This window comes from Streptomyces sp. NPDC005805 (genome assembly GCF_040630445.1).
In the GTDB taxonomy this organism is placed as follows: domain Bacteria; phylum Actinomycetota; class Actinomycetes; order Streptomycetales; family Streptomycetaceae; genus Streptomyces.
This window is the reverse complement of record NZ_JBEXXN010000080.1, coordinates 1-25,874: the sequence shown is the minus strand read 5'-3', so window position 1 is coordinate 25,874 and position 25,874 is coordinate 1. Positions and strand designations below refer to the sequence as shown.

Here is a 25,874-nt window from a genome sequence, read left to right as displayed (position 1 = left end):
CAACGAGCTTCGCTACTCGGAGAGTTGCGCGATGGCCGCCTCATGACCAGGGGCTATGCGGAGATCCCTGCTACACCACTCGGCGGGACACCATCCGGGGGTGTTCCCGGCACAGGGGACCGGCTACTCCGTCAGAAGCGCTGCTCCCCGCGCGTGCGGGGGTGTTCCCGCCATGTTGACGTCGATGCCCACCAGGTGGGACTGCTCCCCGCGCGTGCGGGGGTGTTCCCCGCAGCTTGGGCACCTTCGCGCCGGAGGAGGTCTGCTCCCCGCGCGTGCGGGGGTGTTCCCCTGGCGACGCTCCGCCGTCACCAGATCTTCACCTGCTCCCCGCGCGTGCGGGGGTGTTCCGATCGGGGTCGGCGTCATGGACGATCCGTTCGGCTGCTCCCCGCGCGTGCGGGGGTGTTCCCCCAGCCACCCCCGGACCCGACCAGCACCGAGCCTGCTCCCCGCAGTGCGGGGCTGTTCCCCCTGGTGACCATGGACACGACCGGCGTCCGCGCTGCTCCCCGCCCGACGGGGATGCCCCCGGCAACAAGGGTGCCGTCGTGGCCGCCGGGGCCCACCCCCGCCGGAGCACACACCAACGGGCCCGGTCCCCCCACAGGACCGGGCCCGCTCGCGTGCCGCCCCCGGGGCGGGGGCGGTCAGTGGACCGGGGCCGGGTGGTCCGGGTCGGCGGCGGCAGCCGGGGTCGGGTGGCGCTGCGCGCCGACCCCGGCCCCGACCCCGCCCGCCGGCCGCTTCTCCGAGATGTCGTCGCCCGGCTCCATCGGCGCCGTCACCTCGTCGTCCGTGTCGCGGCGGCGGCCCGTGTGGCTGAAGAGGAGGTTCAGGACCACCGCGGCGACGCAGCCCGTGGAGATGCCCGAGTCCAGGATGATCTTCGCGGTCTCCGGGAAGGCGTGGTAGAACTCCGGGGCGCTGATCGGGATGATGCCGACCGCCAGGGAGACCGCCAGGATCAGGACGTTGTTGTCCTTCTCCAGGCCCGCCCGGACCAGGGTCTGGATGCCGCTCGCAGCGACGGAGCCGAAGAGGACGACGCCCGCGCCGCCGAGGACCGGGCGGGGGACGACCGCGATGAGCGAGGCGGCGACGGGCATCAGGCCCATCAGGACGAGGACGCCGCCGCCGCACGCCACCACGAAGCGGCTGCGGATGCGGGTCATCGCGACCAGGCCGATGTTCTGGGCGAAGGCGCTGCACATGAAGCCGTTGAACAGCGGGCTGATCGCGGAGCCGAGGGTGTCGGCGCGCAGGCCGGCCGCGATGGTCTTCTCGTCCGCCTTGCGGTCGACGATCTCGCCGAGGGCGAGCATGTCGGCCGTGGACTCGGTCATGGAGACGACCATGACCACGCACATCGAGATGATCGCGGCGAGCGCGAACTGCGGTGCGCCGAAGTGGAACGGGGTCGGGAAGCCGACCAGGTCCGCCTCCGTGACCGGCGAGAAGTCGGTGACGCCGAAGGGGATCGCGATCAGTGTGCCGAGGACCATGCCGATGAGGACGGCGATCTGCTTGAGGAACCCGCGGGTGAAGCGGCGCAGCGCCAGGACGATCACCAGGGTGAGGGCCGCGAGGGCGAGGTAGGTGGACGAACCGTAGTCGTCCGCCGCCGGGTTGGGGCCCTGGGCCCAGCCGAAGGCGACCGGGAGCAGGGATATGCCGATCAGGGTGATGACGGTGCCGGTGACGACCGGTGGGAAGAAGCGCACCAGTTTGCTGAAGAACGGCGCGGCGACGAAGCCCAGCAGACCGGCCACGATGATGGCGCCGAAGATGATGGGGAGGGCGTCGTCCTTGCTGGGCGCGGTGTCGACGATGGCGAGCATCGGGGCGACGCCGGCGAAGGTGACACCGTTGACGAACGGGAGCCGGGCGCCGATCTTCCAGACGCCGAGGGTCTGGAGGAAGGTGGCGAGACCCGCGGTGAAGAGGCTGGCTCCGGTGAGGAAGGTGAGTTCCTTGGCGGAGAGACCGACGGCCGCTCCGACGATGAGGGGCGGGGCGACGACTCCCGCGTACATGGCGGCCACGTGCTGGAGGCCGCTGGTGACCATCCGCAGGGGTGGCAGGGTCTCGTCGACCGGGTGTTTGCGGTCGGGGAGGCCGGAGCCCGAGGGGGCGGAGGTGTCGGCAGGAGAGGAGGTGTCGGCGGATTCGGGGCTGTCGGAGTGCTGGTTGTGCGCGGCCACGGCGGTGCCTCCGGTCGGGTAACACGTCGTCGGTGACATGTGGTTTCAGGGAGGTGGTGCGGGTGCTGCTGGGGAGGTGCACATACCGGTCGCCCGAGCCGGTGGTGCGCGGCGTACCAGCGCAGGACGCGGGTACGCCGTTGACACGAGTCACCGTCCCCGGGGGCGGGTACGACGGGCGTACCCGCCCCCGGTTCCGGCTGCCGCGGACCCCGCTCGGGTCCACGGCACGCCGGCCGGGGCCGTCCCCCCGACCGGAGCCTTGGGGGTCAGCCCTGCGCGGCGATCCGCGCGAGGCGCTGTGCCTCGTCCCGCGTGCTGCGGGCGATGGCGTCCTCGTCGACCGTCGTCAGACGGCCGTCCTCGACGACCGGCCTGCCGTCGACGAGGGAGAGCGTCACGGGGGCCGCCGCGCCGAAGACGAGGGCGACGACCGGGTCGGCGATGGAGGAGTGCGCGAGGGTGTCGAGCTTCCAGAGGACCAGGTCGGCGACCTTGCCCGGCTCCAGGGAGCCGATCGCGTCGGCGCGGCCGAGGACCTGGGCGCCGCCGTAGGTGCCGAGCCGCAGCGCCTGGCGGGCGTTGAGCGCGGCCTCGCGGTGGGCGCCGAGGCGGTTGATGAGGAGGGCGTTGCGCAGTTCGGTGTGGAGTTCGCCGGACTCGTTGGAGGCGGTGCCGTCGACGCCGAGGCCGACGGGGACGCCCGCGGCGAGCATGTCGGGGACGCGCGCGATGCCCGCGGCGAGGCGGGCGTTGGAGGAGGGGCAGTGGGCGACGCCGGTGCCGGTGCGGGCGAACGCCTCGATGTCGGAGTCGTTCATATGGACGCAGTGCGCCATCCACACGTCGTCGCCGAGCCAGCCGGTGGACTCGAAGTAGTCGGTGGGGCCCATGCCGAACAGCTCGTGGCACCACTTCTCCTCCTCCACGGTCTCCGAGCCGTGGGTGTGGAGGCGTACGCCGAGGCGGCGGGCCAACTCGGCGCCCTGCCTGAGGAGTTCGGTGGAGATGGAGAACGGGGAGCAGGGGGCGACGGCGACCTGGGTCATGGCGTCGAAAGAGGCGTCGTGGTGGGTGCGGACGGTCTCCTCGGTGGCGGCGAGGGCGCCTTCGAGGGTCTCGACGGCGAAGTCCGGGGGCAGGCCGCCGTCCTTCTCGCTGCGGTCCATGGAGCCGCGCGCCAGGGTGAAGCGGACGCCCATCTCGCGGGCGGCGCCGATGATCGCGCCGGAGAGGTCGCCGGAACCCCGCGGGTAGACGTAGTGGTGGTCCATGGCGGTGGTGACGCCGCCGCGGGCCATCATCGCGAGGGAGCCCTGCGCGGCGGAACGGGCCATGGACTCGTCGATGCGGGCCCAGGTCGGGTAGAGGGCGACGAGCCAGTTGAAGAGGTTGTGGTCGGTGGCCAGGCCCCGGGTGATCCACTGGTAGAAGTGGTGGTGGGTGTTGACCAGGCCCGGGGTGGCGAGGTGGCCGGTGGCGTCGACGCGGCGGACGACGTTCGCCAGGCCGGCCGGGGCGGGTCCCGCGCCGATCGACTCGATGCGGTTGCCGGCGACCACGATGTGGCCGGAGGCGTACTCGGTGTCCTGCGCGTCGACGGTGGCGATCGCGCAGTTCTCGATCACGACGCGCTCGGCCCGCGCGGAGGCGGCGCCGGGGGTGGCGCCGGCGGTGGCGTCGGGGGCTGCCGAAGGTGCCATGGTGCTTCCTTCTTCTGTCTCGGTGTCTGGCGGGACGGGCACGGCAGGACCCTGGGGGGATTTGAGTGCCGCGGCCGGGTGGCCGCGGGTGCCGAGATGGAGGAACGGGGTTCGGGGTGGGCGGGCCGGCCGCTCCGGCGCTCCCTCCGGGCCGCCGCCCGGGCGGCCCGCCCCCGGCTGCGGGGGCGGGCGCGTCCGGCAACGGCCCGCCGGAGGTCAGAGGTTGGTCATGTCGACCGGGATCCGCGGTTCGGTGCCGTCGCGCAGCACGGTGGCCTCGATGAGGCCGTACGGGCGGTCGGCGGCGAAGTAGACCTCGTTGTCGTTCTTGAGGCCGAAGGGCTCCAGATCGACGAGGAAGTGGTGCTTGTTGGGGAGCGAGAAGCGGATCTCGTCGATCTCGCTGCGGCTGTTGATGATCCGCGCGCCCATCTGGTACAGCGTCTGCTGGAGGGAGAGGGAGTAGGTCTCGGCGAAGGCTTCCAGCATGTGCTTCCTGGCCTGCGCGTAGGACTTCTCCCAGTTGGGCATGCGGTCCTCGTCCGAGGTCCAGTTGTAGCGCCACTGGGCGGCGACCTGAGTGGCGAGGATCCGGTCGTACGCCTCCTTGAGGGTGGTGTACTTGTCCTTGACGTAGCCCCAGAACTCGGAGTTGGTCGAGTTCATCACGACCAGGTCCTTGAGGCCGGAGATGACCTGCCAGCTCTCGCCGTCGTAGGTGATCTCGGTGGTGCGGGTCTCCTGGCCCTTGCGGACGAAGGAGTGCTTGACCTCGTCGGCGCCGATGAACTTCGAGTTGCCGTCGGAGGTCTCGATCCGCTCCCAGGCGTACTCCTCGATGCGGATGCGCGCCCGGTGGATCGGCTCCTGGCTGGTGACGAAGTGGCGGGCCAGGTGGATGCCGAACTGCTCGGCGGACTCGATGCCGTACTCCTTGGCGAACGCGTACACCGTGTTCTTGGTGGTGTCGGTCGGCAGGACGTTGGCGTTGGAGCCGGAGTAGTGGACCTCCTCCATGTCGCCGGAGAGGGCGACGGAGACGTTGAGGTCCTTGATGTGGTGGGTGTCGCCGTCGCGGGTGATCTTGACGACGCGGTTCTCGGCCTTGCCGTACTGGTTCTGGCCCAGGACCACAGGACGGGCGAGACGGGGATTGGCTGTCATTGTCTGCTAGCTCCCTCGGTAAACGGAGTAGCCGAACGGGTTGAGCAGCAGCGGTACGTGGTAGTGCTCGCCCGGCACGACGGCGAAGGTGATCGCCACTTCCGGGAAGAACGCTCCGGGCGCACCGCTGTCCCGATTCGCGGGGGCGTCCTGCTGCACATCGGCTTGCGTGGTGGCGGCGGCCCCGCGACCGGTGAAGTACTCCTCGGTCGCGAAGTCCAGACGTACATGGGTGGTGCCCTCCGGCAGTGCCGGCAGGTCCTTGCAGCGCCCGTCCGCGTCGGTCGCCGACGCCCCGAGCGTCTGCCACTCCGCGCCGGGGCCCGGCCGGGCCGACAGGGAGACGGCGACGCCCTCGGCGGGGCGGCCGATGCTGGTGTCCAGGATGTGCGTGGACACCGATGCGGTGGTGTGGGTGCTCATGCGCTTCTTCCTCGAAGGGCTGAAAGGGCTCGAAGGGGCCGGACGGGTCGGGCGGGGCTCCGGCGGCTCGGGCGGGACGCGGTGGCGCCGCCCGCGGGCGGCGCGGCCCGGTTCAGCCGGACTCGGCCAGCCGGGCCAGCCGGATGCGGTTGATCATGCCCAGTTCGGTGCGCACGATCGCGCGCTCCTGCTCGGGCGTGTTCCCGATCCGTTCCCGCAGGGCGTCCCGCATCTGCTCGCCGGTGCGTCCGGTGGCGCAGATCAGGAAGACATGGCCGAACCGGTCCTGGTAGGCCAGGTTGAGTTCGAGCATCTCGGCCCTGAGGTCCTCGGACGCGCCGGCCATTCCGCTCTGTTCGCGGGCGGAGGTCGGGTCGCCGGGCTTGGGCCGGCCGATGGGCGGGTGACCGGCCATCGCCTCGGCGAGGTCGTCCGCGGTCAGCTCGGCCGTGGCGGCGTCGCTCGCCCGGTAGAGCGCCTCGGCGTCGGCGTAGGGGCGCTGGGCGAGCAGCTTGCCGCCCCAGGCCGAGGAGGCGCACACCTCGTGGAGCGCGGCCAGGGCCGCACGGTCCTCGGAGGCGTTGAACCGGGCGAGGCCCGGATGCTGGAGTGCGGTCACGGGAGCCTCCGTGGCGTGATCTTCTCGGTACGTCGGACGGGCTGCGGATAGCTAACGCCCTGCCGAAGTCGACGTCAACACTTTGTTGAAAAATCGCGGTAACAAACCGCGGCGCCCCCTCGTACGGGCTCCCGGGCGGCGGTCAGGCGCCGTCCCGGGAGGCGTTCGCCCTGTTCAGGTAGTTGTAGACGGTGAAACGGCTGACGCCGAGGGCGCTCGCGACCGTCTCCACACCGTGGCGGACGGAGAAGGCACCGCGTGCCTCCAGGGTGCGGACGACGGACTGCTTGGTCCGGCGGTCCAGTTCGGCGAGGGGCATGCCGTGCCGGCGTTCCAGCGCGGCGAGGATGTGATCGAGGGAGTCGGCGAGCTGCGGCAGGCGGACGGCCACGACCTCCTCGCCCTCCCAGCTCAGCACCACGTCGTCGTCCAGGGCCTCGCCGGGGGCGATCAGGACGCCACCCATGGCGTCGACGAGCGGTTTCACCGCGTGCGCGAGGGCGTGCTCCCCAAGCACCGCCTCTCCCCGGGCGCCCCCGGGGGCGTCCACCTGCTCGCCGGTGCCGCTCATCCCTGCCCCTCCGCCACGTTCCGCGCCGGGTCGGCCGGGGCCCCGTCCGCCGGCTCGCCCACCACGTTGACCTGCAGGGACACCCGGGTCGCCCCGTTCTTCAGGGCCTCGCGCAGCAGGGTGTCGACCGCGCCCAGCACCGCGTCGGCGCCGCCCTCGGCGGTATTGCCGAAGGGGCCGACGTCCACATGGTCCAGCCGTGCGCCCTGGACGACGTCCCGGGCCGCCAGCGCGTGGGCCGGCGGTTCGTCGAGGTCGAACGGCTCGGTCGTGAACTCCACTCTCAGTCGCACCATGCCCCCACGGTAGCGGCGGCCCGGACGGGTTCCGCGAGGTCCGGGGGCGGTCTTTTTCGCGGGGGCGTCTTGACAGGCTCGCTCGCCGCCGCACAGAATTCCGTTAAGCAGAAAGAAACTTCCGCAATACGGAAGGGGCGCACGGCCCTCATGGGATACGCAGACCAGCGCTTCGATGTGAACCTCTCGATCCTCTTCACGGAACTCCCGCTCCTGGAGCGCCCCGCGGCAGCCGCCGCGGCGGGCTTCACGGCGGTCGAGCTGTGGTGGCCCTGGATCGACACCCCCACCCCGCCGCAGGCCGAACTCGACGCCCTGAAGAAGGCGCTCGACGACGCCGGCACACAGCTGGTGGGCCTGAACTTCTACGCAGGCGAGCTGCCCGGCCCGGACCGCGGCGCCCTCTCCCTGCCGGGCGAGGAGTCCGACCGCTTCCGGGCCAACATCGAGGTCGCGGCGGACTTCGCCGCCTCGGTCGGCTGCACGGCGCTCAACGCCCTCTACGGCAACCGCGTCGACGGCGCGGACCCGCAGGTGCAGGACGCCCTGGCGCTGGAGAACCTGGTCCTCGCGGCCCGGGCCGCCGACCGCGTCGGCGCGATCCTGCTCGTCGAGACCCTCAACAAGCCGGAGTCCCCGCTCTACCCGCTGGTGAGCGCCCCGGCCGCGATCGAGGTGGTCGACAAGGTGAACGCGGCGACCGGCCTCGGCAACGCCAAATTCCTGCTGGACATCTACCACCTGTCCATGAACGGCGAGGACGTCTCCCAGGTCATCAAGGCGTACGCCGACAGGACCGGCCACGTCCAGATCGCCGACAACCCCGGCCGGGGCGCCCCCGGCACCGGCTCCCTCCCGCTGGAGCAGCTCCTCGACGAGCTGGCGGCGGCGGGCTACACGGGCTGGATCGGCCTGGAGTACAAGGCCGGCGACCGCCCGGGCGCCGAGGCGTTCGACTGGCTCCCGGCCGGCGCCCGCGCGGCCAACTGACCCACCCCGAAGCGTTTTTCAGAGAGGTACCCTCATGAGCACTTCCTCCTCCAACCCGAAGGTCGCCTGGATCGGCCTCGGCATCATGGGCTCCCCCATGTCCGAGAACCTGCTGAAGGCGGGCTACGCCGTCACCGGCTACACGCTGGAGCAGGACAAGCTGGACCGCCTGGCGGCCGCCGGCGGCACCGCCGCCTCCTCGATCGCCGAGGCGGTCCGGGACGCGGACGTCGTGATCACGATGGTGCCCGCCTCCCCGCAGGTCGAGGCCATCGCCTACGGCCCGGACGGCATCCTGGAGAACGCGAAGCGCGGCGCGCTGCTGATCGACATGTCCTCGATCACCCCGCAGACCTCGGTCGACCTCGCGAAGGCCGCCGCGGAGAAGGGCGTCCGGGTGCTCGACGCCCCGGTGTCCGGCGGCGAGGCCGGTGCGATCGAGGCCGTGCTCTCCATCATGGTCGGCGGCGAGCAGGCGGACTTCGACACCGCGAAGCCGCTGCTGGAGGCGCTGGGCAAGACGATCGTGCTGTGCGGTCCGCACGGCTCCGGCCAGACGGTGAAGGCGGCCAACCAGCTGATCGTGGCCGTCAACATCCAGGCGTGCGCCGAGGCCGTGGTCTTCCTGGAGAAGTCCGGCGTGGACCTGGCGGCCGCGCTGGACGTGCTCAACGGCGGGCTGGCCGGCTCCACGGTGCTGACCCGCAAGAAGGACAACTTCCTGAGCCGGGACTTCAAGCCGGGCTTCCGCATCGACCTGCACCACAAGGACATGGGCATCGTGACGGACGCGGCCCGCACGGTCGGCGCCGCGCTGCCCGTCGGCTCGGTCGTCGCCCAGCTCGTCGCCTCGCTGCGCGCCCAGGGCGACGGCGGACTCGACCACTCCGCCCTGCTGCGCTCGGTCGAGCGTCTCTCCGGCGCCCAGGTCTGATCCGGCGCCCAGGTCTGATCCCGCGCGCAGATCTGATCCACCGCCCGGTCCGGGACCGCACAGGTCCGGACCCGGGCGCCCTCCCCCGGGCCGCGTGCACCGCGGCCCGCCCCCTGGACCCCGGCCGGCGTCGGCGCCGACACCTGTCCTGTCGCGCCCAGGCGTCGGCGCCGGCCGGAACACCACCCTTCACTTTCAACAAACTGTTGACGTTTTCTTCGCGGCAAACCTACTCTCCTCGAACCGCCAGCCCCGAACCCGTCATCAGTGCAGCCCGTACGGAAGGTCGACCGAACCCCATGACGAAGCGCGTCCTTACGACCGAGTCCGGCGCCCCCGTCGCCGACAACCAGAACTCCGCCACCGCCGGCGTCGGTGGCCCGCTCCTCCTCCAGGACCAGCACCTGCTGGAGAAGCTGGCGCGCTTCAACCGCGAGCGCATCCCGGAGCGCGTGGTGCACGCCCGCGGCTCGGGCGCGTACGGGTACTTCGAGGTCACCGACGACGTCACCGCGTACACCCGGGCGGACTTCCTCTCCGAGGTCGGCCGGCGCACCGAGACCTTTCTGCGCTTCTCCACCGTGGCCGACTCCCTCGGCGGCGCGGACGCGGTCCGCGACCCGCGCGGCTTCGCGCTGAAGTTCTACACCGAGGAGGGCAACTACGACCTCGTCGGCAACAACACCCCGGTCTTCTTCATCAAGGACCCCATCAAGTTCCCCGACTTCATCCACTCCCAGAAGCGCGACCCCTTCACGGGCAAGCAGGAGCCGGACAACGTCTGGGACTTCTGGGCGCACGCCCCCGAGGCGACCCACCAGGTGACCTGGCTGATGGGCGACCGCGGCATCCCGGCCTCCTACCGGCACATGAACGGCTACGGCTCGCACACCTACCAGTGGACCAACGAGGCCGGCGACGCCTTCTTCGTCAAGTACCACTTCAAGACGAACCAGGGCATCCGCTGCCTCTCCTCCGAGCAGGCCGCCGAACTGGCCGGCAAGGACGCCAACTCGCACCAGACCGACCTGCTCCAGGCGATCGAGCGCGGGGTGAACCCGTCCTGGACCCTGTACGTGCAGATCATGCCGGCGGCCGAGGCGGCGGAGTACCGCTTCAACCCCTTCGACCTCACCAAGGTGTGGCCGCACAGCGACTACCCGCTCCAGCGGGTGGGCCGGCTGGTCCTCGACCGCAACCCGGACAACGTCTTCGCCGAGGTCGAGCAGGCCGCGTTCTCGCCGAACAACTTCGTGCCCGGCATCGGCCCCTCCCCGGACAAGATGCTCCAAGGCCGCCTGTTCGCCTACGCGGACGCCCACCGCTACCGGCTCGGCGTCAACCACACCCAGCTCCCGGTGAACGCCCCGAAGGCGGTCGACGGCGGGGCGGACAACTACGGGCGGGACGGCTTCATGGCCACCCGCAACGGCTCCCGCCACGACAAGAACTACGAGCCCAACTCGTACGCGGGCCCGGCCCAGACCGACGCCGCGCTCTCCGCGCCGCTCGCGATCCACGGCTGGACCGGCACCCACGCGGCGCCCGAGCACGTCAAGGACGACCACTTCTTCCAGGCGGGCGAGCTGTACCGGCTGATGTCCGAGGAGGAGAAGGGGCGTCTGGTCGCGAACATCGCGGGCGGCCTCTCGCAGGTCACCCGCGAGGACGTGATCGAGAAGAACCTGGCCCACTTCCACGCCGCCGACACCGACTACGGCAAGCGCGTGGCGGAGGCGGTCCGCGCCCTGCGCGAGGACTGAGGGCCCATCAGCCGGCGCGCGGAGCATCCGTGGGAGGTCCGCTCCGCGCGCTGGGAAGTGTCCCGACGCCGAGACGCGCTGACGCGCCGACGTGCTCCGGACACGACCCGAACCCGCGCCGCGCGGCCCGATGAGGGGTGGTCGCGCGGCGTGGCCCCACCCTGTCCCCACGGCCCACGCGCCCGGCACGAACCGGCGCGGGCCGCGGGGGTGTCCGGAAACCCATCCGCCGGACGCTCCCCGGGGGCAGGCCGTGGCGAGGACCGCGGCGGAAGAGCGATGCCAGTGCGGTGGTGAAGGCCGCCGGACCCTCTCCGACCTGACGTGAGGTGCGCCGGCGCAGCCGATCGCCCCGCCGCGGTCCCAGCCCGTCCCTCCCGGAGCACGCTCCGGGAACCACAGACTCCGCCCGGCGGTGCGAACGTCCTGTCGCGCCAGCCTCGCACCGTCGGGCGGCACCACGTCCCCCTCCCCCGGTTTCCCCCGGCCCGGGCAGGTGTCGGTTTACGGTCCCGTACATCCTGCTCGTCGATCAGGGCCCGGCCTTCGCACAGAGGCCGGGCCCTGATCCATGTCCGGCGCACGCACACCGGGCACCACCCCGGGGGCGGGCCGCCCCCGGGCTCACCGCGGCGGGTCCTCCCCGGTGAGCCCGTCCACGGACTCGCGGACGAGGTCGGCGTGGCCCGCGTGGCGGGCGTACTCCTCTACCAGGTCCAGGAGGAGTGGCCCGCTGACACTCCAGGGCGCCGAGGACGGCCGCCGCCTCGGTGCCGGCGAGCGGGGGTTCGGGCCAGGTCTCGTCCGGTGTATCGGTCACGGCCGCAGACCTTGGCGGCCGTCGCGGGCGCCACCGGGGGCGGCTCACCTCGGGCCGCTCAGGCGCGGCGGCGCAGCTCCAGGGTCCAGGTGTCGACGGTGTAGCGCGTCGGCCGGTCCCGGTGCTGCGCGGCGACGACGGCCGCGATCCGGGCCCCGTCCCCGCGCGCCTCCCCCTCGCCCCGGTGGTGGCCGACCACGACCGCGCGCCACCCCGCGGCACTGCCGGGCTCAGCGGAGGTGGCATGGGGCGGGGGGTTCTCGGGGCCGGGCATGGCGGGATCGTAGCGGGACGCCCGAGGGCCCGGTCCGCGGGGTGCGGAACGGGCCCTCGGGGGAGGCAGTAAGGACGGGCGGATCAGACCTTGAGGGGCTTGATCGCCGTCGGGGCGTGGCCCGGTTCCGTGGCCAGGTCCTCGAACTCGGAGATGTCGCTGATGTCCATGGTGCGGCTCATCGAGATGTTGGTGATCCGCTCCAGGATCGCCTCGACCACGACCGGGACCCGGTACTCCGCCGCGAGCTTCTTCGCCTGCTCCAGGGCGGGCAGCAGCTCGTCCGGCTCGGTGACGCGGATCGCCTTGCAGCCGAGGCCCTCGACGACCTTGACGTGGTCCACGCCGTAGACGCCGAGTTCGGGCGCGTTGATGTTCTCGAACTCCAGGTTGACCTGGAAGTTGATGTCCAGTCCGATCTGCGCCTGGCGGATCAGGCCCAGGTAGCTGTTGTTGACCAGGACATGGACGTAGGGGATGCGGTGCTGGGCGCCGACCGCCAGCTCCTCGATCATGAACTGGAAGTCGTAGTCGCCGGAGAGGGCGACGACCTGCGCCTCGGGGTCGGCCTTGGCGACGCCGAGCGCGGCCGGGATCGTCCAGCCGAGGGGGCCGGCCTGGCCGCAGTTGATCCAGTGGCGCGGCTTGTAGACGTGCAGCATCTGCGCGCCGGCGATCTGGGAGAGGCCGATGGTGGTGACGTAGCGGGTCTCCGGGCCGAAGGCCCGGTTCATCTCCTCGTAGACGCGCTGCGGCTTCAGCGGCACGTTGTCGAAGTGGGTGCGCCGCTGGAGGGTGGCCTTGCGCTCCTGTGCGGAGGCGATCCAGGCGGAGCGGTCCGGCAGCTTCCCGGCCGCCTTCAGCTCGCGCGCGACCTCGACGAACAGCTCCAGGGCGGCCTTGGCGTCGGAGGCGATGCCGTAGTCCGGGGCGAAGATCTTGCCGATCTGGGTGGGCTCGATGTCGACGTGGACGAACTTCCGCTCGCCGCGGTAGACGTCGAGCTTGTAGCCGGTGTGGCGGTTGGCCCAGCGGTTGCCGATGCCGAGGACGAAGTCCGACTCCAGGAAGGTCGCGTTGCCGTAGCGGTGCGAGGTCTGGACGCCGACCATGCCCGCGTTCAGCTCGTGGTCGTCGGGCAGCGAGCCCCAGCCCATCAGGGTCGGGATGACGGGGGTGCCGGTGATCTCGGCGAACTCGACCAGCAGGTCGGTGGCGTCGGCGGAGATGACACCGCCGCCCGCGACGATCAGCGGGCGCTCCGACTCCAGCAGGAAGCCGATCGCCTTCTCGATCTGGGCGCGGGTCGCGGCGGGCTTGTAGACCGGCAGCGGCTCATAGGTGTCCGGGTCGAACTCGATCTCGGTGAGCTGGACGTCGATGGGCAGGTCGATGAGGACGGGGCCGGGTCGGCCGGAGCGCATCAGGTGGAACGCCTGCTGGAAGACGCCCGGGACCTGCGCGGCCTCCAGGACGGTGGTGGCCGCCTTGGTGACCGGGGCCGCGATCGAGGCGATGTCGACGGCCTGGAAGTCCTCTTTGTGGATCACATGGGTGGGCGCCTGGCCGGTGATGCAGAGGATCGGGACGGAGTCGCCGATGGCGGAGTACAGGCCGGTGATCATGTCGGTGCCGGCCGGGCCCGAGGTGCCGATGCAGACGCCGATGTTCCCCGGGTGGGTGCGGGTGTAGCCCTCCGCCATGTGGGACGCGCCCTCGACATGGCGGGCGAGGGTGTGGTCGACACCGCCCCCCTCCTGGAGTGCCTTGTAGAAGGGGTTGATCGCGGCGCCCGGCACTCCGAACGCGTGGGTGACGCCTTCACGCTTGAGGATCTCAACGGCCGCTCGGGCGGCGGTCATACGAGGCATGGGGTGCTCCTGCTCCGGCCTTCGGGATCGGGCTCTGTCGCGCCACCTGAGAGCGGCGGGCCCGCGTCGGCGTTCTGTCAGTTTTCCGCATTACGGAAGTACAGTTCTGCTATACGGAAGCAATTTAGAGCGCTGCCGATGTGCCGTCAAGGGACCGGCCGCCGGACGGACAGGACGGACAGGACGGATCCGCCGCCGGACGGACACCCGGGGAACGCGCACGCGGGACGAGCACACGGCCGGCGCTCCGGCCGGGGCACCCGCCGAGGCACCCGGCGAACGCACCGCGCACCAGGGCGCCGCCGGGGCGCACGAGGGGGCGCAGTCCGGGAAGTGCCTCGCCAACCGCGCGCCGGTGGTGGACGATGGACCGGTACCGCCCCGGGGGAGGGCGGGCGAAGTACCCGGGTTCCCGGCCGGAGCCGGCCCCGGAGGAAGGTGCCACGATGATCGAGAGCGTGCCGGTCCGCTGCCCGTCCTGCCGGCGCGACCACCTGTACGCGCCGCCGGTCTACCCGTGCGCCTGCGGAGCCCCGCTCGTCCCACCGCTGCTGCCGGGCGCGCCGCCGGTGCCGATCGTCCACCGCACCTGGACGGACGACTGGGTGACGGTCCACTGCCCCGACTGCGACCGCCAGGACGCGTGGCCGCAGCCGGAACTGGGCTGCCCCTGCGGGACGGTGCTGCGGATCGCGGTCCGCCCGGTGGGGGCGTCCGTGCCGCCGGCCCCGACGGAGACCGGCCCGGCTCCCCACCCCCTCGCACCGGCCGGGGAGCCCTCCGACGAGCACCGCGCGGCGGCCGGCCGCGGCTCCTCCACCGCCGCGCACATACCCCTGCCCCGCACCTCCGCGCGCCCCCGCCCCACCTTCCGCCCGGTCACCATCCGCACCGCGCGCGACGCGGTCACGGCGGCGGCGATGTATCTGCGCTGGCTCGGCTTCACCGACGTCCTCCAGCCCGACCAGCGCCCCCTCTCCGGCATCGATCTGCGCGGTTCCGGCGTCGTCGCCCAGGTCGACGCCACGACCCGGCCCGCCACCCTGCGCGATGTCGAGTGCCTGTGGCTGAACGGCCTCAACGCGTCGGCACAGAGCGTCTTCTTCTCCCTCGCCGGCTACGCGGACGCGGCCCGCGCGCGTGCGGACGCCCTGGGCGTCCCCCTGTTCGTCATGGACCTCACGGGCTCCCCCCAGCCGGTGAACGCACCCGCCGACGAACTGATCGCCCGCGCGGTCTGAGCGGCGGGGCGTCCCCCACCCCGCCGCACCCGCCACCCCTCGCAGCACCCGCCACCCGCCGCCGCCTCCCCGGCGCGCCGCGCCCCCCGCGCGGCCCCTTCGGCATGCCCGCCCAACTGCCTTCTCTGCGCGAACCGTTGACAAAGCGGTTACCTGCTAGAAATCTGTCTCGCCAGCAACGCAAAAGATTGACCGGATAACTCAAATATCGATGCACCGTCCGCGATTTCCCGGCAGGACTCGGCAGGACAGAGGGACACCATGAGATGGAAGCAAGTCGGCCGACGGCTGGTCGCCGGCGCGCTCGGCGCCGGACTGGTCACCGTGGGGCTCGGGTTCCCGGCGGGCGGGGCGAGTGCCGCGCCCGCCGCGGACGGGCCCAATCTGGCGCTCGGCAGACCCGCCACCGCCGGCGGCGCGCATGGCGGGTACCCCGCCGTGAACGTCACCGACGGCAGTCAGGCCAGCTACTGGGAGGGTCCCGCCGGATCGTTCCCGCAGTGGGTGCAGATCGACCTCGGCGCCACCGCCGAGGTGGACGAGGTGCGGCTGAAGCTGCCCGCCTCGTGGGAGGCCCGCACCCAGACCCTCAGCGTCCAGGGCAGCACCGACGGCAGCGCCTTCCGCACCCTGTCCGGCTCCGCGAACCGGAGCTTCACCCCGGCGTCGGCGAACACCGTCGCCCTCGGCTTCACCGCCGCCGACGTGCGCTTCGTCCGCGTGCAGGTGAGCGCCAACACCGGCTGGAACGCGGCCCAGCTCTCCGAGGTCGAGGTGTACGGCGAGACCGGCCCCGAGGAGCCCGGCAACCCGCCGGACGGCACCAACCTGGCCCGGAACAAGCCCATCGAGGCGTCCTCGACCACCCAGACCTATGTGGCCGCCAACGCCAACGACGACAGCGTCACCAGCTACTGGGAGGCGAGCGGCTTCCCGGCCACGCTGACCGTGAAGCTGGGCGCGGCCGCCGATCTGTCCGCCGTCGTCCTCAAGCTCAACCCGGACCCGGCCTGGTCCACCCGCTCCCAGAGCGTGCAGGTCCTCGGGCGGGCGGCCGGGGAGCCTGCGTACACCTCGCTGAAGGCGCGCGCGGACTACACCTTCGACCCGGCGACCAACCGGAACACCGTGACCATCCCGGTCACCGGCCGGTACGCGGACGTACGGCTCCAGTTCTTCGCCAACACCGGGGGGACGGGCGGCCAGGTCGCCGAGTTCCAGGTCGTCGGCACGGCCGCCCCCGCGCCCGACCTCACCCTCACCGACCTCACCTGGTCCCCCGCCGCCCCCTCGGAGGCCGACGCGGTGACCGTGAACGCCACCGTGCGCAACGCGGGCACCGCCCCCTCCCCCGCGACCACCGTGGACGTGAGCGTGGAGGGCGCGAACGCGGGCAGCGCCCAGGCCCCGGCGCTGGCCGCCGGGGCGTCCGCCACCGTCCCGGTCGCCGTCGGCAGGCGCGCCGCCGGAAGCTGGACGGTCTCCGCGGTCGTCGACCCGGCCGGTACGGTCGCCGAGCTGGACGACTCCAACAACAGCCGCACCGCCGCCGGGAAGCTGACCGTCACCCGGGCCCCCGGGCCCGACCTGGAGGTCACCGGTATCACCACCGACCCGGCCAACCCGGCCGTCGGCGCCACCGTCCGCTTCACCGTCGCCGTCCGCAACGCGGGCACCAGCGCCGCCCCCGCCGGCACGGTCACCCGCCTGACCGCCGGCACCACCACCCTGAACGGCACCACCCCCTCGGTCCCGGCCGGCGGCACGGTCTCCGTCCCCCTCTCCGGCACCTGGACCGCGACCGGCGGCGGCGCGACGCTGACCGCGACGGCGGACGCCACCGGCACCCTCGCCGAGACCGACGAGAACAACAACACCTTCGCCCGCTCCCTGGTCGTCGGCCGCGGCGCCGCCGTCCCGTACACCGCGTACGAGGCGGAGGCCGGCCGCTACAACGGCACCCTGCTCAAGGCCGACGCCCAGCGCACCTTCGGGCACACCAACTTCGCCACCGAGTCCTCCGGCCGCGAGTCGGTCCGCCTGGACGCCACCGGCCAGTACGTGGAGTTCACCTCCACCGGCGCGGCGAACTCGGTCGTGGTCCGCAACTCCATCCCGGACGCCCCGGGCGGCGGCGGGCGCGAGGCCACCCTCAGCCTGTACGCGGACGGCCAGTTCGTGCGCAAGCTCAACCTCTCCTCCAAGCACAGCTGGCTGTACGGGACCACCGACGACCCGGAGGGCCTCACCAACCGGCCCGGCGGCGACGCCCGCCGGCTCTTCGACGAGTCCCACGCCCTGCTGGAGCGGACCTACCCGCCCGGCACCGTCTTCCGCCTCCAGCGGGACGCCGGCGACAGCGCCGCCTTCCATGTGATCGACGTGGTGGACCTGGAGCAGGTCGCCCCGCCGGCCGCCAAGCCCGCCGAGTGCGTCTCCATCACGGCCTACGGCGCGGTCCCCAACGACGGTATCGACGACACGGACGCCCTCCAGCGGGCCGTCACCGCCGACCAGAACGGGGAGATCGCCTGTGTCTGGATCCCGGCCGGCCAGTGGCGCCAGGAGCAGAAGATCCTCACCGACGACCCGCTGGACCGGGGCCAGTTCAACCAGGTGGGCATCCGTAACGTCACCATCCGGGGCGCGGGCATGTGGCACTCCCAGCTCTACGCCCTCACCCCGCCGCACGAGGCGGGCGGGATCAACCACCCGCACGAGGGCAACTTCGGTTTCGACATCGACGACAACACGAGAATCTCCGACATCGCGATCTTCGGCTCCGGCACCATCCGGGGCGGCGACGGCAACCACGAGGGCGGTGTCGCGCTCAACGGCCGCTTCGGCAAGGACACGAAGATCAGCAACGTCTGGATCGAGCACGCCAACGTCGGCGCCTGGGTCGGCCGGGACTACTCCAACATCCCCGAGCTGTGGGGGCCGGGCGACCGGGTGGAGTTCAACGGCGTCCGCATCCGCAACACCTACGCCGACGGCGTCAACTTCGCCAACGGCACCCGCAACTCCACGGTGTTCAACTCCTCCTTCCGCAACACCGGGGACGACGCCCTCGCCGTGTGGGCCAGCAAGTACGTGAAGGACACCTCGGTGGACGTCGGCCACGACAACCACTTCCGCAACAACACCGTCCAGCTCCCGTGGCGGGCCAACGGCATCGCGGTGTACGGCGGTTACGGCAACACCATCGAGAACAACATCGTCTCCGACACCATGAACTACCCGGGGATCATGCTGGCCACGGACCACGACCCGCTGCCGTTCTCCGGCCAGACCCTGATCGCCAACAACGCCCTGCACCGCACGGGCGGCGCGTTCTGGAACGAGGACCAGGAGTTCGGCGCGATCACCCTGTTCGCGCAGGGCCCGGACATCCCGGGCGTCACCATCCGGGACACCGAGATCAGCGACTCGACGTACGACGGCATCCAGTTCAAGACGGGCGGCGGCGCGATGCCGGACGTCCAGATCCGGAACGTGGTCATCGACAAGTCGAACAACGGCTCGGGCATCCTGGCCATGAGCGGGGCGCGCGGGAGCGCCACGCTCTCGAATGTGACCATCACCGGCTCGGCGCAGGGCGATGTCCTGATCGAACCGGGGTCCCAGTTCACCATCAGCGGCACCCCCGGCCCGGCCGCCGTGCCGGGGTCCCTGCGGCAGGCGCTGCGCGGCTGACGCGAGCGCGCCGACGCGGTCGGACCGACGCGGAGCGGCACCCCTGCGGGTGCGCGCACGGTGGCGGCCCCGGGACGGAGTCCTCCGTTCCGGGGCCGCCGCCGTCGTGGTGCCGGGAGCCGCTCCTCGGGGCCGCCGCCGTCGTCGTTCCGACGGGAGCCCGTGTCTCAGGGGCGGGTGGCGAAGACCCAGCGGTTGGCGGCCAGGGCGTCGTCCCGTTCCGGCAGCGGCCCGCGGCCGTGGCGGCGGGTGAAGTCGAACGGGGTGGTCACGGAGACCGACCAGCCCCGGCCGCGCAGGTCCGCCGCCGTGTCCGGGCGCGGTGCGGGGTCGAACAGGGCGAGGAGGTCCACGCCGATCCCGGCGCGGGCCGCCGCGTACACCGGACTGGCCCGGACCGCCGCCGCCTCCACACCGAGCTTCACCTCGTAGGCCAGGGCGCTGCCGGGCGCGCCGAGCGCGTGGACCGTGGCGGCCAGGGCGCGTTCGGCGGCCGGGGGCAGATAGAGGAGCAGGCCCTCGGCGAGCCAGGCGGTGGGGATGCCCGGGTCGAAGCCGGCCGCCAGGAGGGCGGTCGCCCACTCCCGGCAGAGGTCCGCGGCGACGGGGACGCGGTGCGCGCGGGCCTCGGCCCCCGTACCGGTGAGGACCCGGTCCTTGAAGGCGAGGACCTCCGGCCGGTCCAGCTCGTAGACGGTGCTGCCGGGCGGCCAGTCCAGGCGGTGGGCCCGGCAGTCGAGCCCCGCGCCCAGCAGGACCACCTGCCGGACACCGCCGGCCGCCCGCGCCAGCAGGAAGTCGTCGAGGACGCGGGTGCGCAGCCCGAAGTAGCGCCCGAGCCGGCCCCACAGGGGGTCCGCGTCGCCGCCGGGCACCTGGTCGGGGTGGACGGGCCAGCCGGCGGACGCCCGTGCGGCGCGCACGAAGTGCTCCGCGAAGGGGTCCCGGGCGAGCGCGTCGGGCCGGTGCGTCTCGATCGCCCGCGCGGCGGCGACCAGCAGCGCGGTGCGCCCTACGCCTCCCTCGACGCCGGTGTGCGGTCGTTCCGGGCCGCCGTCCGGTCGCTGCGGTCGGACGGCGACGGGGGCGGGGCCTGTCGGGACGGGCACGGGACCTCCTCTCCGGGGGAACGGGACCAGACCTCCGCCTGGTCGTGGGTGGTGACACGGGCGCCGTAGACGAGGCGCATGAAGCGGAGCACGTCCTCGTCGGCCAGGTGGACGGCGGTGGTGCAGTCGGCCAGCACCGTGATGTGCAGGCCCTTCTGGAAGGCGGTGCGTGCCGTGGAGTCCACACAGACGTCCGCGAACAGCCCGGCGAGGACCAGATGCGTGGTGCCGCGCTCCGCGAGGTGCCCGCCGAAGCCCTCGGCGAGGAAGGCGTCGAAGCAGGCGCGCTTGGTGAAGACGGCCTCGCCCGGCTCCGGGGCGACGGAGTGGAACTCCGCGCCCCAGGAGCCTTCCAGGCACTTGGGCCGCTTGCCCAGTTCGGCGTCCCGCAGCCGCCAGCTCGGCCCCTGGTCCGTGGCGTCGCCCGTGAAGCGGACGAAGACGACCTCGACGCCCCGGGCCCGGGCCTCGGCCACCGCGCGGGCGGTGGCCGCCGCGACCGCCGCCGGGCGGGCGGGGTCGCCCCGGTAGCGGGCGCCGGCGACGGGGCCGGTGACGAAGTCGTTCTGCAGATCGACGACGACCAGCACGGTGCCGTGGGCGCCCACGTCCCGGCCGCCCGCGCTCGGGGCGCCCGCGCCTCGGCCGCCGCCCGTCATGAGCCGCCCGCCGGGGAGCCGGTGGCCGCCCGGGGCCCGGCGCCCACCGCCTCCGCACCCGCTCGCGCCCCCGCGTCGGTGCTCTCCGCGGGCACGGTCGCGAGCCCGCCGGACGGTGCCCCGGGCCCGGTCCCGCCCACCGCGTCGAGCAGCGCCGCCACCACCTCGTCGGTCGTGGCCGTGCCCCCGAGGTCAGGGGTGAGCACCCCCCGCTCGCGGACCGCGAGGAGCGCCTTCTCCACCGCGTCGACCGCCCCCGCGCACCCCGCGTGCCGCTCCGCCACCAGGGCCGCGGCCCGGACGGTGGCCACCGGGTTGACCCGGCCGGTGCCTTCGAGGTCGTCGGCCGAACCGTGCACCGTCTGGTACTCGGTCAGATACGCCAGGTCCGGGTGGAGGTGCACGTTCTCCGTGCAGCGGTCCTCCTGCCGCTCGGAGCCGAACCGGTCGAGCAGGACGACGTGCATGATGTCGGCCCACTCGTTCCCGGCGACGACCACGGTCCGGTCGCCGAGCCCGTGCGCGATCAGGTTCCGGTTGACGGTGTCGGGCTGGACGAGCCGGATGCCGACGCCGTGGCGCTCCGACAGCCCGGCCGTCCACGCGTCCAGCGCGCCGTCGAGCAGATGGAACTTGTACGCCATCACGATCCGGGCCGGGCCCTGGCCGGGCCACTGCTCCCGGGCACGCCGCACCGCGTAGCCGACGATCTGCTCGGTGGTCTCCCGGCTGAACTCCATGGTGCGCACCACCCGCCCGGGGGTGTGGTGGTTGTCGCCCGTGTAGAAGCCCTGCGCCTGGTCGCGGACGAGGAGCAGCCTGCCGTCGCGGGCGGTCAGGGCGTCGACCTTGACCGCCTGGAGCCGCTTGCGCACCACGTACAGCGACTGGGCGTTGATGGCGGTGCGGAAGACGGCGGCGGTGCCGAGGCGGGCCTGGGCGCGGCAGAAGCGCTCGTAGTGGGCTGCGTCCTCCTCGGTGAGCCGGGCGGTGCGCTCGATGCCGCCCTCGGCCCTGAGGGAGAGGTACGAGTGGTAGACGCGCTCCGAGCGGACCACGCGGACGGCGGCGGCGCCGTGCCGGCGGGTGAGCGCGCCGAGGACGCGTTCGAAGACGGCGGCGAGTTCGGTGCCGGTGCCGCGGCCGACGGCGAGTCCGACGACGGTCTCCACGGGGGTGCTCCTGCGCTGCGGCGCGGGGGTGGCGGGGGCGGGGACGCCGGGTGCGGGGACGCCGGGTGCGGGGACGCCGGGTGCGGGGACGTCGGGTGCGGAGGGGCGGGGCGCGTTCAGACCGTCACGCTCCCCACGAGGTGGTCGCCGGCGATGCCGGCCTTGTCCGGGGCGTAGTAGTCCTTGATGCCCTCGACCCAGACGGCGACCGCGATCCGGTCCTCCGCGTCGGGGCCGAAGGCATCGAACAGGGCCTCGATATTGGGGCGTTCGAAGCCGATCGCGGTCATCAGGGCGAGGAAGGCGGGGCGCTCGATCAGTCCGTCGCCGTCCGGGTCGCCGAGGGCGGCCAGCGCCTCGGCGAACTCGGTGACGGTGGCGGTGAAGCGCTCCGGGGAGAGGACGCAGGCGCTGTACTCGTCGAAGGTCACCCGGCCGTCGCCGTCCGCGTCGAGTTCGTCGACGAGGGTGGTCCAGTAGCGGCGGAAGGCGGCGCGCAGGGCGTCCTTGGCCGCCTCGTCCGCGGCCGGGGCGGCCCGTACCACGCGGCTCGCCATCAGGGTGAAGTCACCGGCGTCCAGGACGCCGTTGTCATTGGCGTCCAGCAGGTTGAAGACCAGCTCGACGCGCTGCGTGGCCTCGGTACGCATGGGCGGTGAACCTTTCGTCCGGCCGCCCCGGGGCGGGGCGGACCTGCGGGTGCCGCGCGGCGGCGGGCACCGCCCGCGCGGGAGCCGGCCGGGGCGGTGCCCGGCCGGCTCCCCCACTATCGCGCCGCAGGTGGCGGACACGGGAGGAAGATCGTCTTCATTCACTCGATGGATGTCAATGTCCCGATATATGAATGGAGTTGGCGATCACGGGTATCCCGTCCGGCCCCGGGGCGAGCCCGGCTCAGCCCCCGTAGCGGCCGCGCAGTTCCACCTTGCGGACCTTGCCGCTCACCGTCATCGGGAAGGTGTCCAGGACCTCCAGCCGGCGGGGCACCTTGTAGTGGGCCAGGCGCTCGCGGCAGAAGGCGGTGATCTCCTCCAGGGTGGGCGCGTCGGCCGGGTCGCGCGGGATCACGCAGGCGAGGATCTCCTCGCCGTACCGCTCGTCGGGGACGCCGACCACCTGCACATCGGCGATCTTCGGGTGGGCGTACAGGAACTCCTCGATCTCGCGCGGGTACACGTTCTCCCCACCGCGGATGATCATGTCCTTGATGCGGCCGACGATCTGGACGCAGTCGTCCTCGCGCATCACCGCGAGGTCGCCGGTGTGCATCCAGCGGCCCGCGTCGATCGCCTCGGCGGTCTTCTCCGGCTCCTCCCAGTAGCCGAGCATCACGCTGTAGCCGCGGGTGCACAGTTCCCCCGCCTCGCCGCGCGGCACGGTGGTGCCGGTGACCGGGTCGACGATCTTGACCTCCACGTGCGGGAGGACCCGGCCCACGGTGGCGGTGCGGCGCTCCAGGTCGTCGTCGCGCCGGGTCTGGGTGGAGACGGGCGAGGTCTCGGTCATGCCGTAGCAGATGGACACCTCGGCCATGTGCATCTCGCCCACCACCCGCTTCATCACCTCGACCGGGCAGGGTGATCCGGCCATGATCCCGGTGCGCAGGCTGCTGAGGTCGTAGGCGGCGAAGTCCGGGAGGTTCAGCTCGGCGATGAACATGGTCGGCACGCCGTAGAGGGAGGTGCAGCGCTCCTCCTGCACGGCGCGCAGGGTGGCCGCCGGGTCGAAGGAGGGGGCGGGGATCACCATGCAGGCGCCGTGGGAGGTGGCCGCGAGGTTGCCCATGACCATGCCGAAGCAGTGGTAGAAGGGCACCGGCAGACAGACCCGGTCCTGCTCGGTGTAGCCGAGGGTCTCCCCCACGAAGTAGCCGTTGTTGAGGATGTTGTGGTGGGAGAGGGTGGCGCCCTTGGGGAAGCCGGTGGTGCCGGAGGTGTACTGGATGTTCACCGGGTCGTCGCAGGACAACTCGGCTTCTCGGGAAGCGAGTTCGGCGTCGGTGACGTCCCGGGCCGCGTCGAGGAGCGGGTCCCAGGAGCCGTCGCCGATGAAGTGGACGGACCGCAGGGCGGGCACGGAGCCGCGCACGGACTCCACCATGGCCCGGTAGTCGCTGGTCCTGTGCGTCTGCGAGGCGACCAGGACCGAGACCCCGGCCTGGTTGAGGACGTACTCCAGCTCATGGGCCCGGTAGGCGGGGTTGATGTTGACCAGGACGGCGCCGATGCGGGCGGTGGCGTACTGGACCATCACCCAGTCCGAGCAGTTGACGGCCCAGATGCCGACCCGGTCTCCCCTGGCGACGCCGAGTCCGAGGAAGCCGCGGGCGAGCTGCCGCACGGCCCCGGCGAACTCGGCGTACGTCCACCGGGTGCCCTCGGCGACGTCGACCAGGGCCTCCCGGTCCGGCCAGTGGGCCGCCGTGCGGTCCAGGTTCGCCCCGATGGTCTCGCCCAGGAGGGGCGTGGCGGAGGGGCCGTGGGCGTAGGAGGGCGGCGGTCCGGTGGGGGTGGTGGTGCCGGTCGTGGTGTCGCTCAACGGAGGTCTCCTTCGGTGTACTCGGCGGGCCCGGTGGGCTTGCCATTCCCGTCCGGCCCGGTGTCCTCGGTGTACTCGGCGGCCGAGCCCTCGGCCGTCAGCCGGCGCAGTTCGACCCGGCGGATCTTCCCGGACACGGTCTTGGGCAGCTCGGCGAACTCGATCCGCCGGACGCGCTGGTAGGGCGCGAGGACGGCCCGGGCGTGGGCGAACAGGACCTTCGCGGTGTCGGGGCCGGGCTCCCAGCCCTCGGCCAGGACGATGTACGCCTTCGGGACGGCGAGCCGCACCGGGTCCGGCGCGGGGACCACGGCCGCCTCGGCGACGGCCTCGTGCTCCAGCAGGGCGCTCTCCAGCTCGAAGGGGCTGATCTTGTAGTCGCTGGCCTTGAACACGTCGTCGGAGCGGCCCACATAGGTGAGGTAGCCGTCCGCGTCCCGGGAGCCGATGTCGCCGGTGCGGTAGTAGCCGCCGGCCATCGCCTCGGCCGTGCGCTCGGGGTCGCCGTGGTAGCCGGTCATCACACCGACCGGGTCGTCCGACAGGTCGACGGCGATCTCCCCCTCCCCCGCGCCGGGTTCGCCGGTGACCGGGTCGAGGAGGGTGATCGTGTACCCGGGGCCTGGGCGTCCCATGGAGCCCGTCTTCAGCGGCTGGCCGGGGCTGTTGGAGACCTGGACGGTGGTCTCGGTCTGGCCGAAGCCGTCCCGGATCGTGACGCCCCAGGCCCGGCGGACGGTCTCGATGACCTCGGGGTTGAGCGGCTCGCCCGCCGCGACCACCTCGCGCGGCGGGACGGCCAGCGCGCTCAGGTCGGCCTGGATCAGCATGCGCCACACGGTCGGCGGGGCGCAGAAGCCGGTGACGCGGTGCCGGTCCATCTCGGCCATCAGGCGGGCCGCGTCGAAGCGGGTGTAGTTGTGCACGAAGACGGTCGCCTCGGCGTTCCACGGGGCGAAGAGGTTGGACCAGGCGTGCTTGGCCCAGCCGGGCGAGGAGATGTTCAGGTGCACATCGCCGGGGCGCAGGCCGATCCAGTACATGGTGGCGAGATGGCCCACCGGATAGGACACGTGCGAGTGCTCGACGAGCTTGGGCCGGGCGGTGGTGCCGGAGGTGAAGTAGAGCATCAGCGGGTCGCCGGCCCGGGTCGGCCCGTCCGGCGTGAACGCGTCGGGGGCGGTGGCGGCCTCCGCGTACGGCAGCCAGCCGGCCACGGGCGGACCGACGGCGATCCGGGTGTACGCGCCGGGGACCTCGTCGAACGTGGGGGCATCCGCGGCGCGCGCCAGGACGTGCCGGACCCGGCCGCGGTCAACGCGGTCGCGCAGGTCGGCGGGGCCGAGGAGCGGGGTCGCGGGGATCACGACGGCCCGCAGCTTCATCGCGGCGAGGGCGGTCTCCCACAGTTCGGCCTGGTTGCCGAGCATCACGAGGATCCGGTCGCCGGGGGCGACGCCCTGCGCGCGGAGCCAGTTCGCGGTGCGGTTCGACCGGGCCGCCAGCTCCGCGAAGCCCACCCGGGTCTCGGTGCCGTCCTCCTCGACGAGGTGCAGGGCGGTGCGGTCGTTGCCCTCGGCGATGGCGTCGAACCAGTCCAGCGCCCAGTTGAAGTGCTCGAACCGGGGCCAGGTGAAGTGCTCCCGGGCCGCCGCCCAGTCCTCCCGGTGCCGCAGCAGCAGATCCCGGGCGGCCCGGAACCTCTCCGTCGCACTGCCAGACGTCATGGTCGCTCTCCTCGGTGGCGGTGGTGTGCGCGCGTGGGGCCCCACTCCTGCGGTTCCAGCAGCTCTTTCAGGCGCTCCGGGTCGTCCACCGGGGAGGTCT

At 72.6% G+C, this 25,874-nt stretch carries 21 protein-coding genes; 5 read left to right on the top strand and 16 right to left on the bottom strand.

Going from position 1 to position 25,874, the window contains the following annotated elements:
* Nucleotides 1-650 precede the first annotated feature (650 nt).
* From ABZ457_RS28960 to ABZ457_RS28930, 7 genes are all read right to left on the bottom strand, one after another.
* A complete protein-coding gene (locus tag ABZ457_RS28960) occupies nucleotides 651-2,069 on the bottom strand; it encodes a nucleobase:cation symporter-2 family protein (protein ID WP_359163469.1) in 1,419 nt (472 codons plus the stop codon).
* A 404-nt stretch (nucleotides 2,070-2,473) separates the two neighbouring features.
* On the bottom strand, nucleotides 2,474-3,907 hold the full coding sequence (locus ABZ457_RS28955; protein WP_359163451.1) for an 8-oxoguanine deaminase: 1,434 nt from the start codon (nucleotides 3,905-3,907) through the stop codon (nucleotides 2,474-2,476).
* A 216-nt stretch (nucleotides 3,908-4,123) separates the two neighbouring features.
* Nucleotides 4,124-5,071, bottom strand: coding sequence for a factor-independent urate hydroxylase (gene pucL / locus ABZ457_RS28950; RefSeq protein WP_359163448.1), 948 nt, complete (start codon nucleotides 5,069-5,071; stop codon nucleotides 4,124-4,126).
* Nucleotides 5,072-5,077: 6 nt separating this feature from the next.
* A complete protein-coding gene (uraH, locus tag ABZ457_RS28945; RefSeq protein ID WP_359163445.1) occupies nucleotides 5,078-5,494 on the bottom strand; it encodes a hydroxyisourate hydrolase in 417 nt (138 codons plus the stop codon).
* Between the two features lie 112 nt (nucleotides 5,495-5,606).
* On the bottom strand, nucleotides 5,607-6,113 hold the full coding sequence (gene uraD / locus ABZ457_RS28940; protein WP_359163442.1) for a 2-oxo-4-hydroxy-4-carboxy-5-ureidoimidazoline decarboxylase: 507 nt from the start codon (nucleotides 6,111-6,113) through the stop codon (nucleotides 5,607-5,609).
* A gap of 142 nt (nucleotides 6,114-6,255) precedes the next feature.
* A complete protein-coding gene (locus tag ABZ457_RS28935; RefSeq protein WP_359163466.1) occupies nucleotides 6,256-6,579 on the bottom strand; it encodes a helix-turn-helix domain-containing protein in 324 nt (107 codons plus the stop codon).
* 101 nt (nucleotides 6,580-6,680) lie between these two features.
* Nucleotides 6,681-6,977 (bottom strand): hypothetical protein, encoded by a 297-nt coding sequence (locus ABZ457_RS28930; RefSeq protein ID WP_359163463.1) that lies wholly within the window; start codon nucleotides 6,975-6,977, stop codon nucleotides 6,681-6,683.
* A 153-nt stretch (nucleotides 6,978-7,130) separates the two neighbouring features.
* Between ABZ457_RS28930 and ABZ457_RS28925 the strand changes: the two genes are divergently transcribed.
* The 3 genes from ABZ457_RS28925 to ABZ457_RS28915 all read left to right on the top strand — a co-directional run bounded on the left by ABZ457_RS28925 (nucleotide 7,131) and on the right by ABZ457_RS28915 (nucleotide 10,667).
* The gene (locus ABZ457_RS28925) at nucleotides 7,131-7,970 is read left to right on the top strand and encodes a TIM barrel protein (RefSeq protein ID WP_359163439.1); all 840 of its coding nucleotides are present in this window, start codon (nucleotides 7,131-7,133) and stop codon (nucleotides 7,968-7,970) included.
* Between the two features lie 34 nt (nucleotides 7,971-8,004).
* Nucleotides 8,005-8,904: a 2-hydroxy-3-oxopropionate reductase gene (locus ABZ457_RS28920; RefSeq protein ID WP_359163436.1), complete on the top strand. Its 900-nt coding sequence runs from the start codon at nucleotides 8,005-8,007 to the stop codon at nucleotides 8,902-8,904.
* A gap of 299 nt (nucleotides 8,905-9,203) precedes the next feature.
* A complete protein-coding gene (locus ABZ457_RS28915; protein ID WP_359163433.1) occupies nucleotides 9,204-10,667 on the top strand; it encodes a catalase in 1,464 nt (487 codons plus the stop codon).
* A gap of 624 nt (nucleotides 10,668-11,291) precedes the next feature.
* Here ABZ457_RS28915 and ABZ457_RS28910 read toward each other — a convergent pair.
* From ABZ457_RS28910 to gcl, 3 genes are all read right to left on the bottom strand, one after another.
* Nucleotides 11,292-11,480, bottom strand: coding sequence for a DUF664 domain-containing protein (locus tag ABZ457_RS28910; RefSeq protein ID WP_359163460.1), 189 nt, complete (start codon nucleotides 11,478-11,480; stop codon nucleotides 11,292-11,294).
* A 65-nt stretch (nucleotides 11,481-11,545) separates the two neighbouring features.
* Nucleotides 11,546-11,761 carry a hypothetical protein gene (locus ABZ457_RS28905; RefSeq protein WP_359163430.1) on the bottom strand — a complete coding sequence of 72 codons (216 nt, stop codon included), beginning with the start codon at nucleotides 11,759-11,761 and terminating at the stop codon, nucleotides 11,546-11,548.
* An 83-nt stretch (nucleotides 11,762-11,844) separates the two neighbouring features.
* Nucleotides 11,845-13,632, bottom strand: coding sequence for a glyoxylate carboligase (gene gcl / locus ABZ457_RS28900; protein ID WP_359163426.1), 1,788 nt, complete (start codon nucleotides 13,630-13,632; stop codon nucleotides 11,845-11,847).
* 449 nt (nucleotides 13,633-14,081) lie between these two features.
* Here gcl and ABZ457_RS28895 point away from each other — a divergent pair, with 449 nt between their 5' ends.
* Together ABZ457_RS28895 and ABZ457_RS28890 are read left to right on the top strand one after the other, a co-directional pair.
* Nucleotides 14,082-14,873 carry a hypothetical protein gene (locus ABZ457_RS28895; RefSeq protein WP_359163457.1) on the top strand — a complete coding sequence of 264 codons (792 nt, stop codon included), beginning with the start codon at nucleotides 14,082-14,084 and terminating at the stop codon, nucleotides 14,871-14,873.
* Nucleotides 14,874-15,134: 261 nt separating this feature from the next.
* Entirely contained in the window at nucleotides 15,135-18,569 is a 3,435-nt protein-coding gene (locus ABZ457_RS28890) for a CARDB domain-containing protein (RefSeq protein ID WP_359163423.1), read from the top strand.
* A gap of 167 nt (nucleotides 18,570-18,736) precedes the next feature.
* On the opposite strand, the gene ABZ457_RS28885 is transcribed toward ABZ457_RS28890, so the two are convergent.
* The 6 genes from ABZ457_RS28885 to ABZ457_RS28860 form a co-directional block, all read right to left on the bottom strand.
* On the bottom strand, nucleotides 18,737-19,570 hold the full coding sequence (locus ABZ457_RS28885; RefSeq protein ID WP_359163454.1) for an SAM-dependent methyltransferase: 834 nt from the start codon (nucleotides 19,568-19,570) through the stop codon (nucleotides 18,737-18,739).
* 11 nt (nucleotides 19,571-19,581) lie between these two features.
* A complete protein-coding gene (locus tag ABZ457_RS28880) occupies nucleotides 19,582-20,337 on the bottom strand; it encodes an isochorismatase family cysteine hydrolase (RefSeq protein ID WP_359163420.1) in 756 nt (251 codons plus the stop codon).
* Nucleotides 20,334-21,509, bottom strand: a complete 1,176-nt coding sequence (locus tag ABZ457_RS28875; protein ID WP_359163417.1) for an isocitrate/isopropylmalate family dehydrogenase — start codon at nucleotides 21,507-21,509, stop codon at nucleotides 20,334-20,336. The genes ABZ457_RS28880 and ABZ457_RS28875 overlap by 4 nt, the downstream gene beginning before the upstream one ends.
* Nucleotides 21,510-21,625: 116 nt before the next feature.
* Complete coding sequence (locus ABZ457_RS28870; RefSeq protein WP_359163414.1) at nucleotides 21,626-22,159, bottom strand: EF-hand domain-containing protein; 534 nt, start codon at nucleotides 22,157-22,159, stop codon at nucleotides 21,626-21,628.
* A 244-nt stretch (nucleotides 22,160-22,403) separates the two neighbouring features.
* The gene (locus ABZ457_RS28865) at nucleotides 22,404-24,047 is read right to left on the bottom strand and encodes an AMP-binding protein (RefSeq protein WP_359163411.1); all 1,644 of its coding nucleotides are present in this window, start codon (nucleotides 24,045-24,047) and stop codon (nucleotides 22,404-22,406) included.
* The gene (locus ABZ457_RS28860; protein ID WP_359163408.1) at nucleotides 24,044-25,774 is read right to left on the bottom strand and encodes an AMP-binding protein; all 1,731 of its coding nucleotides are present in this window, start codon (nucleotides 25,772-25,774) and stop codon (nucleotides 24,044-24,046) included. The genes ABZ457_RS28865 and ABZ457_RS28860 overlap by 4 nt, the downstream gene beginning before the upstream one ends.
* Nucleotides 25,775-25,874 lie beyond the last annotated feature (100 nt).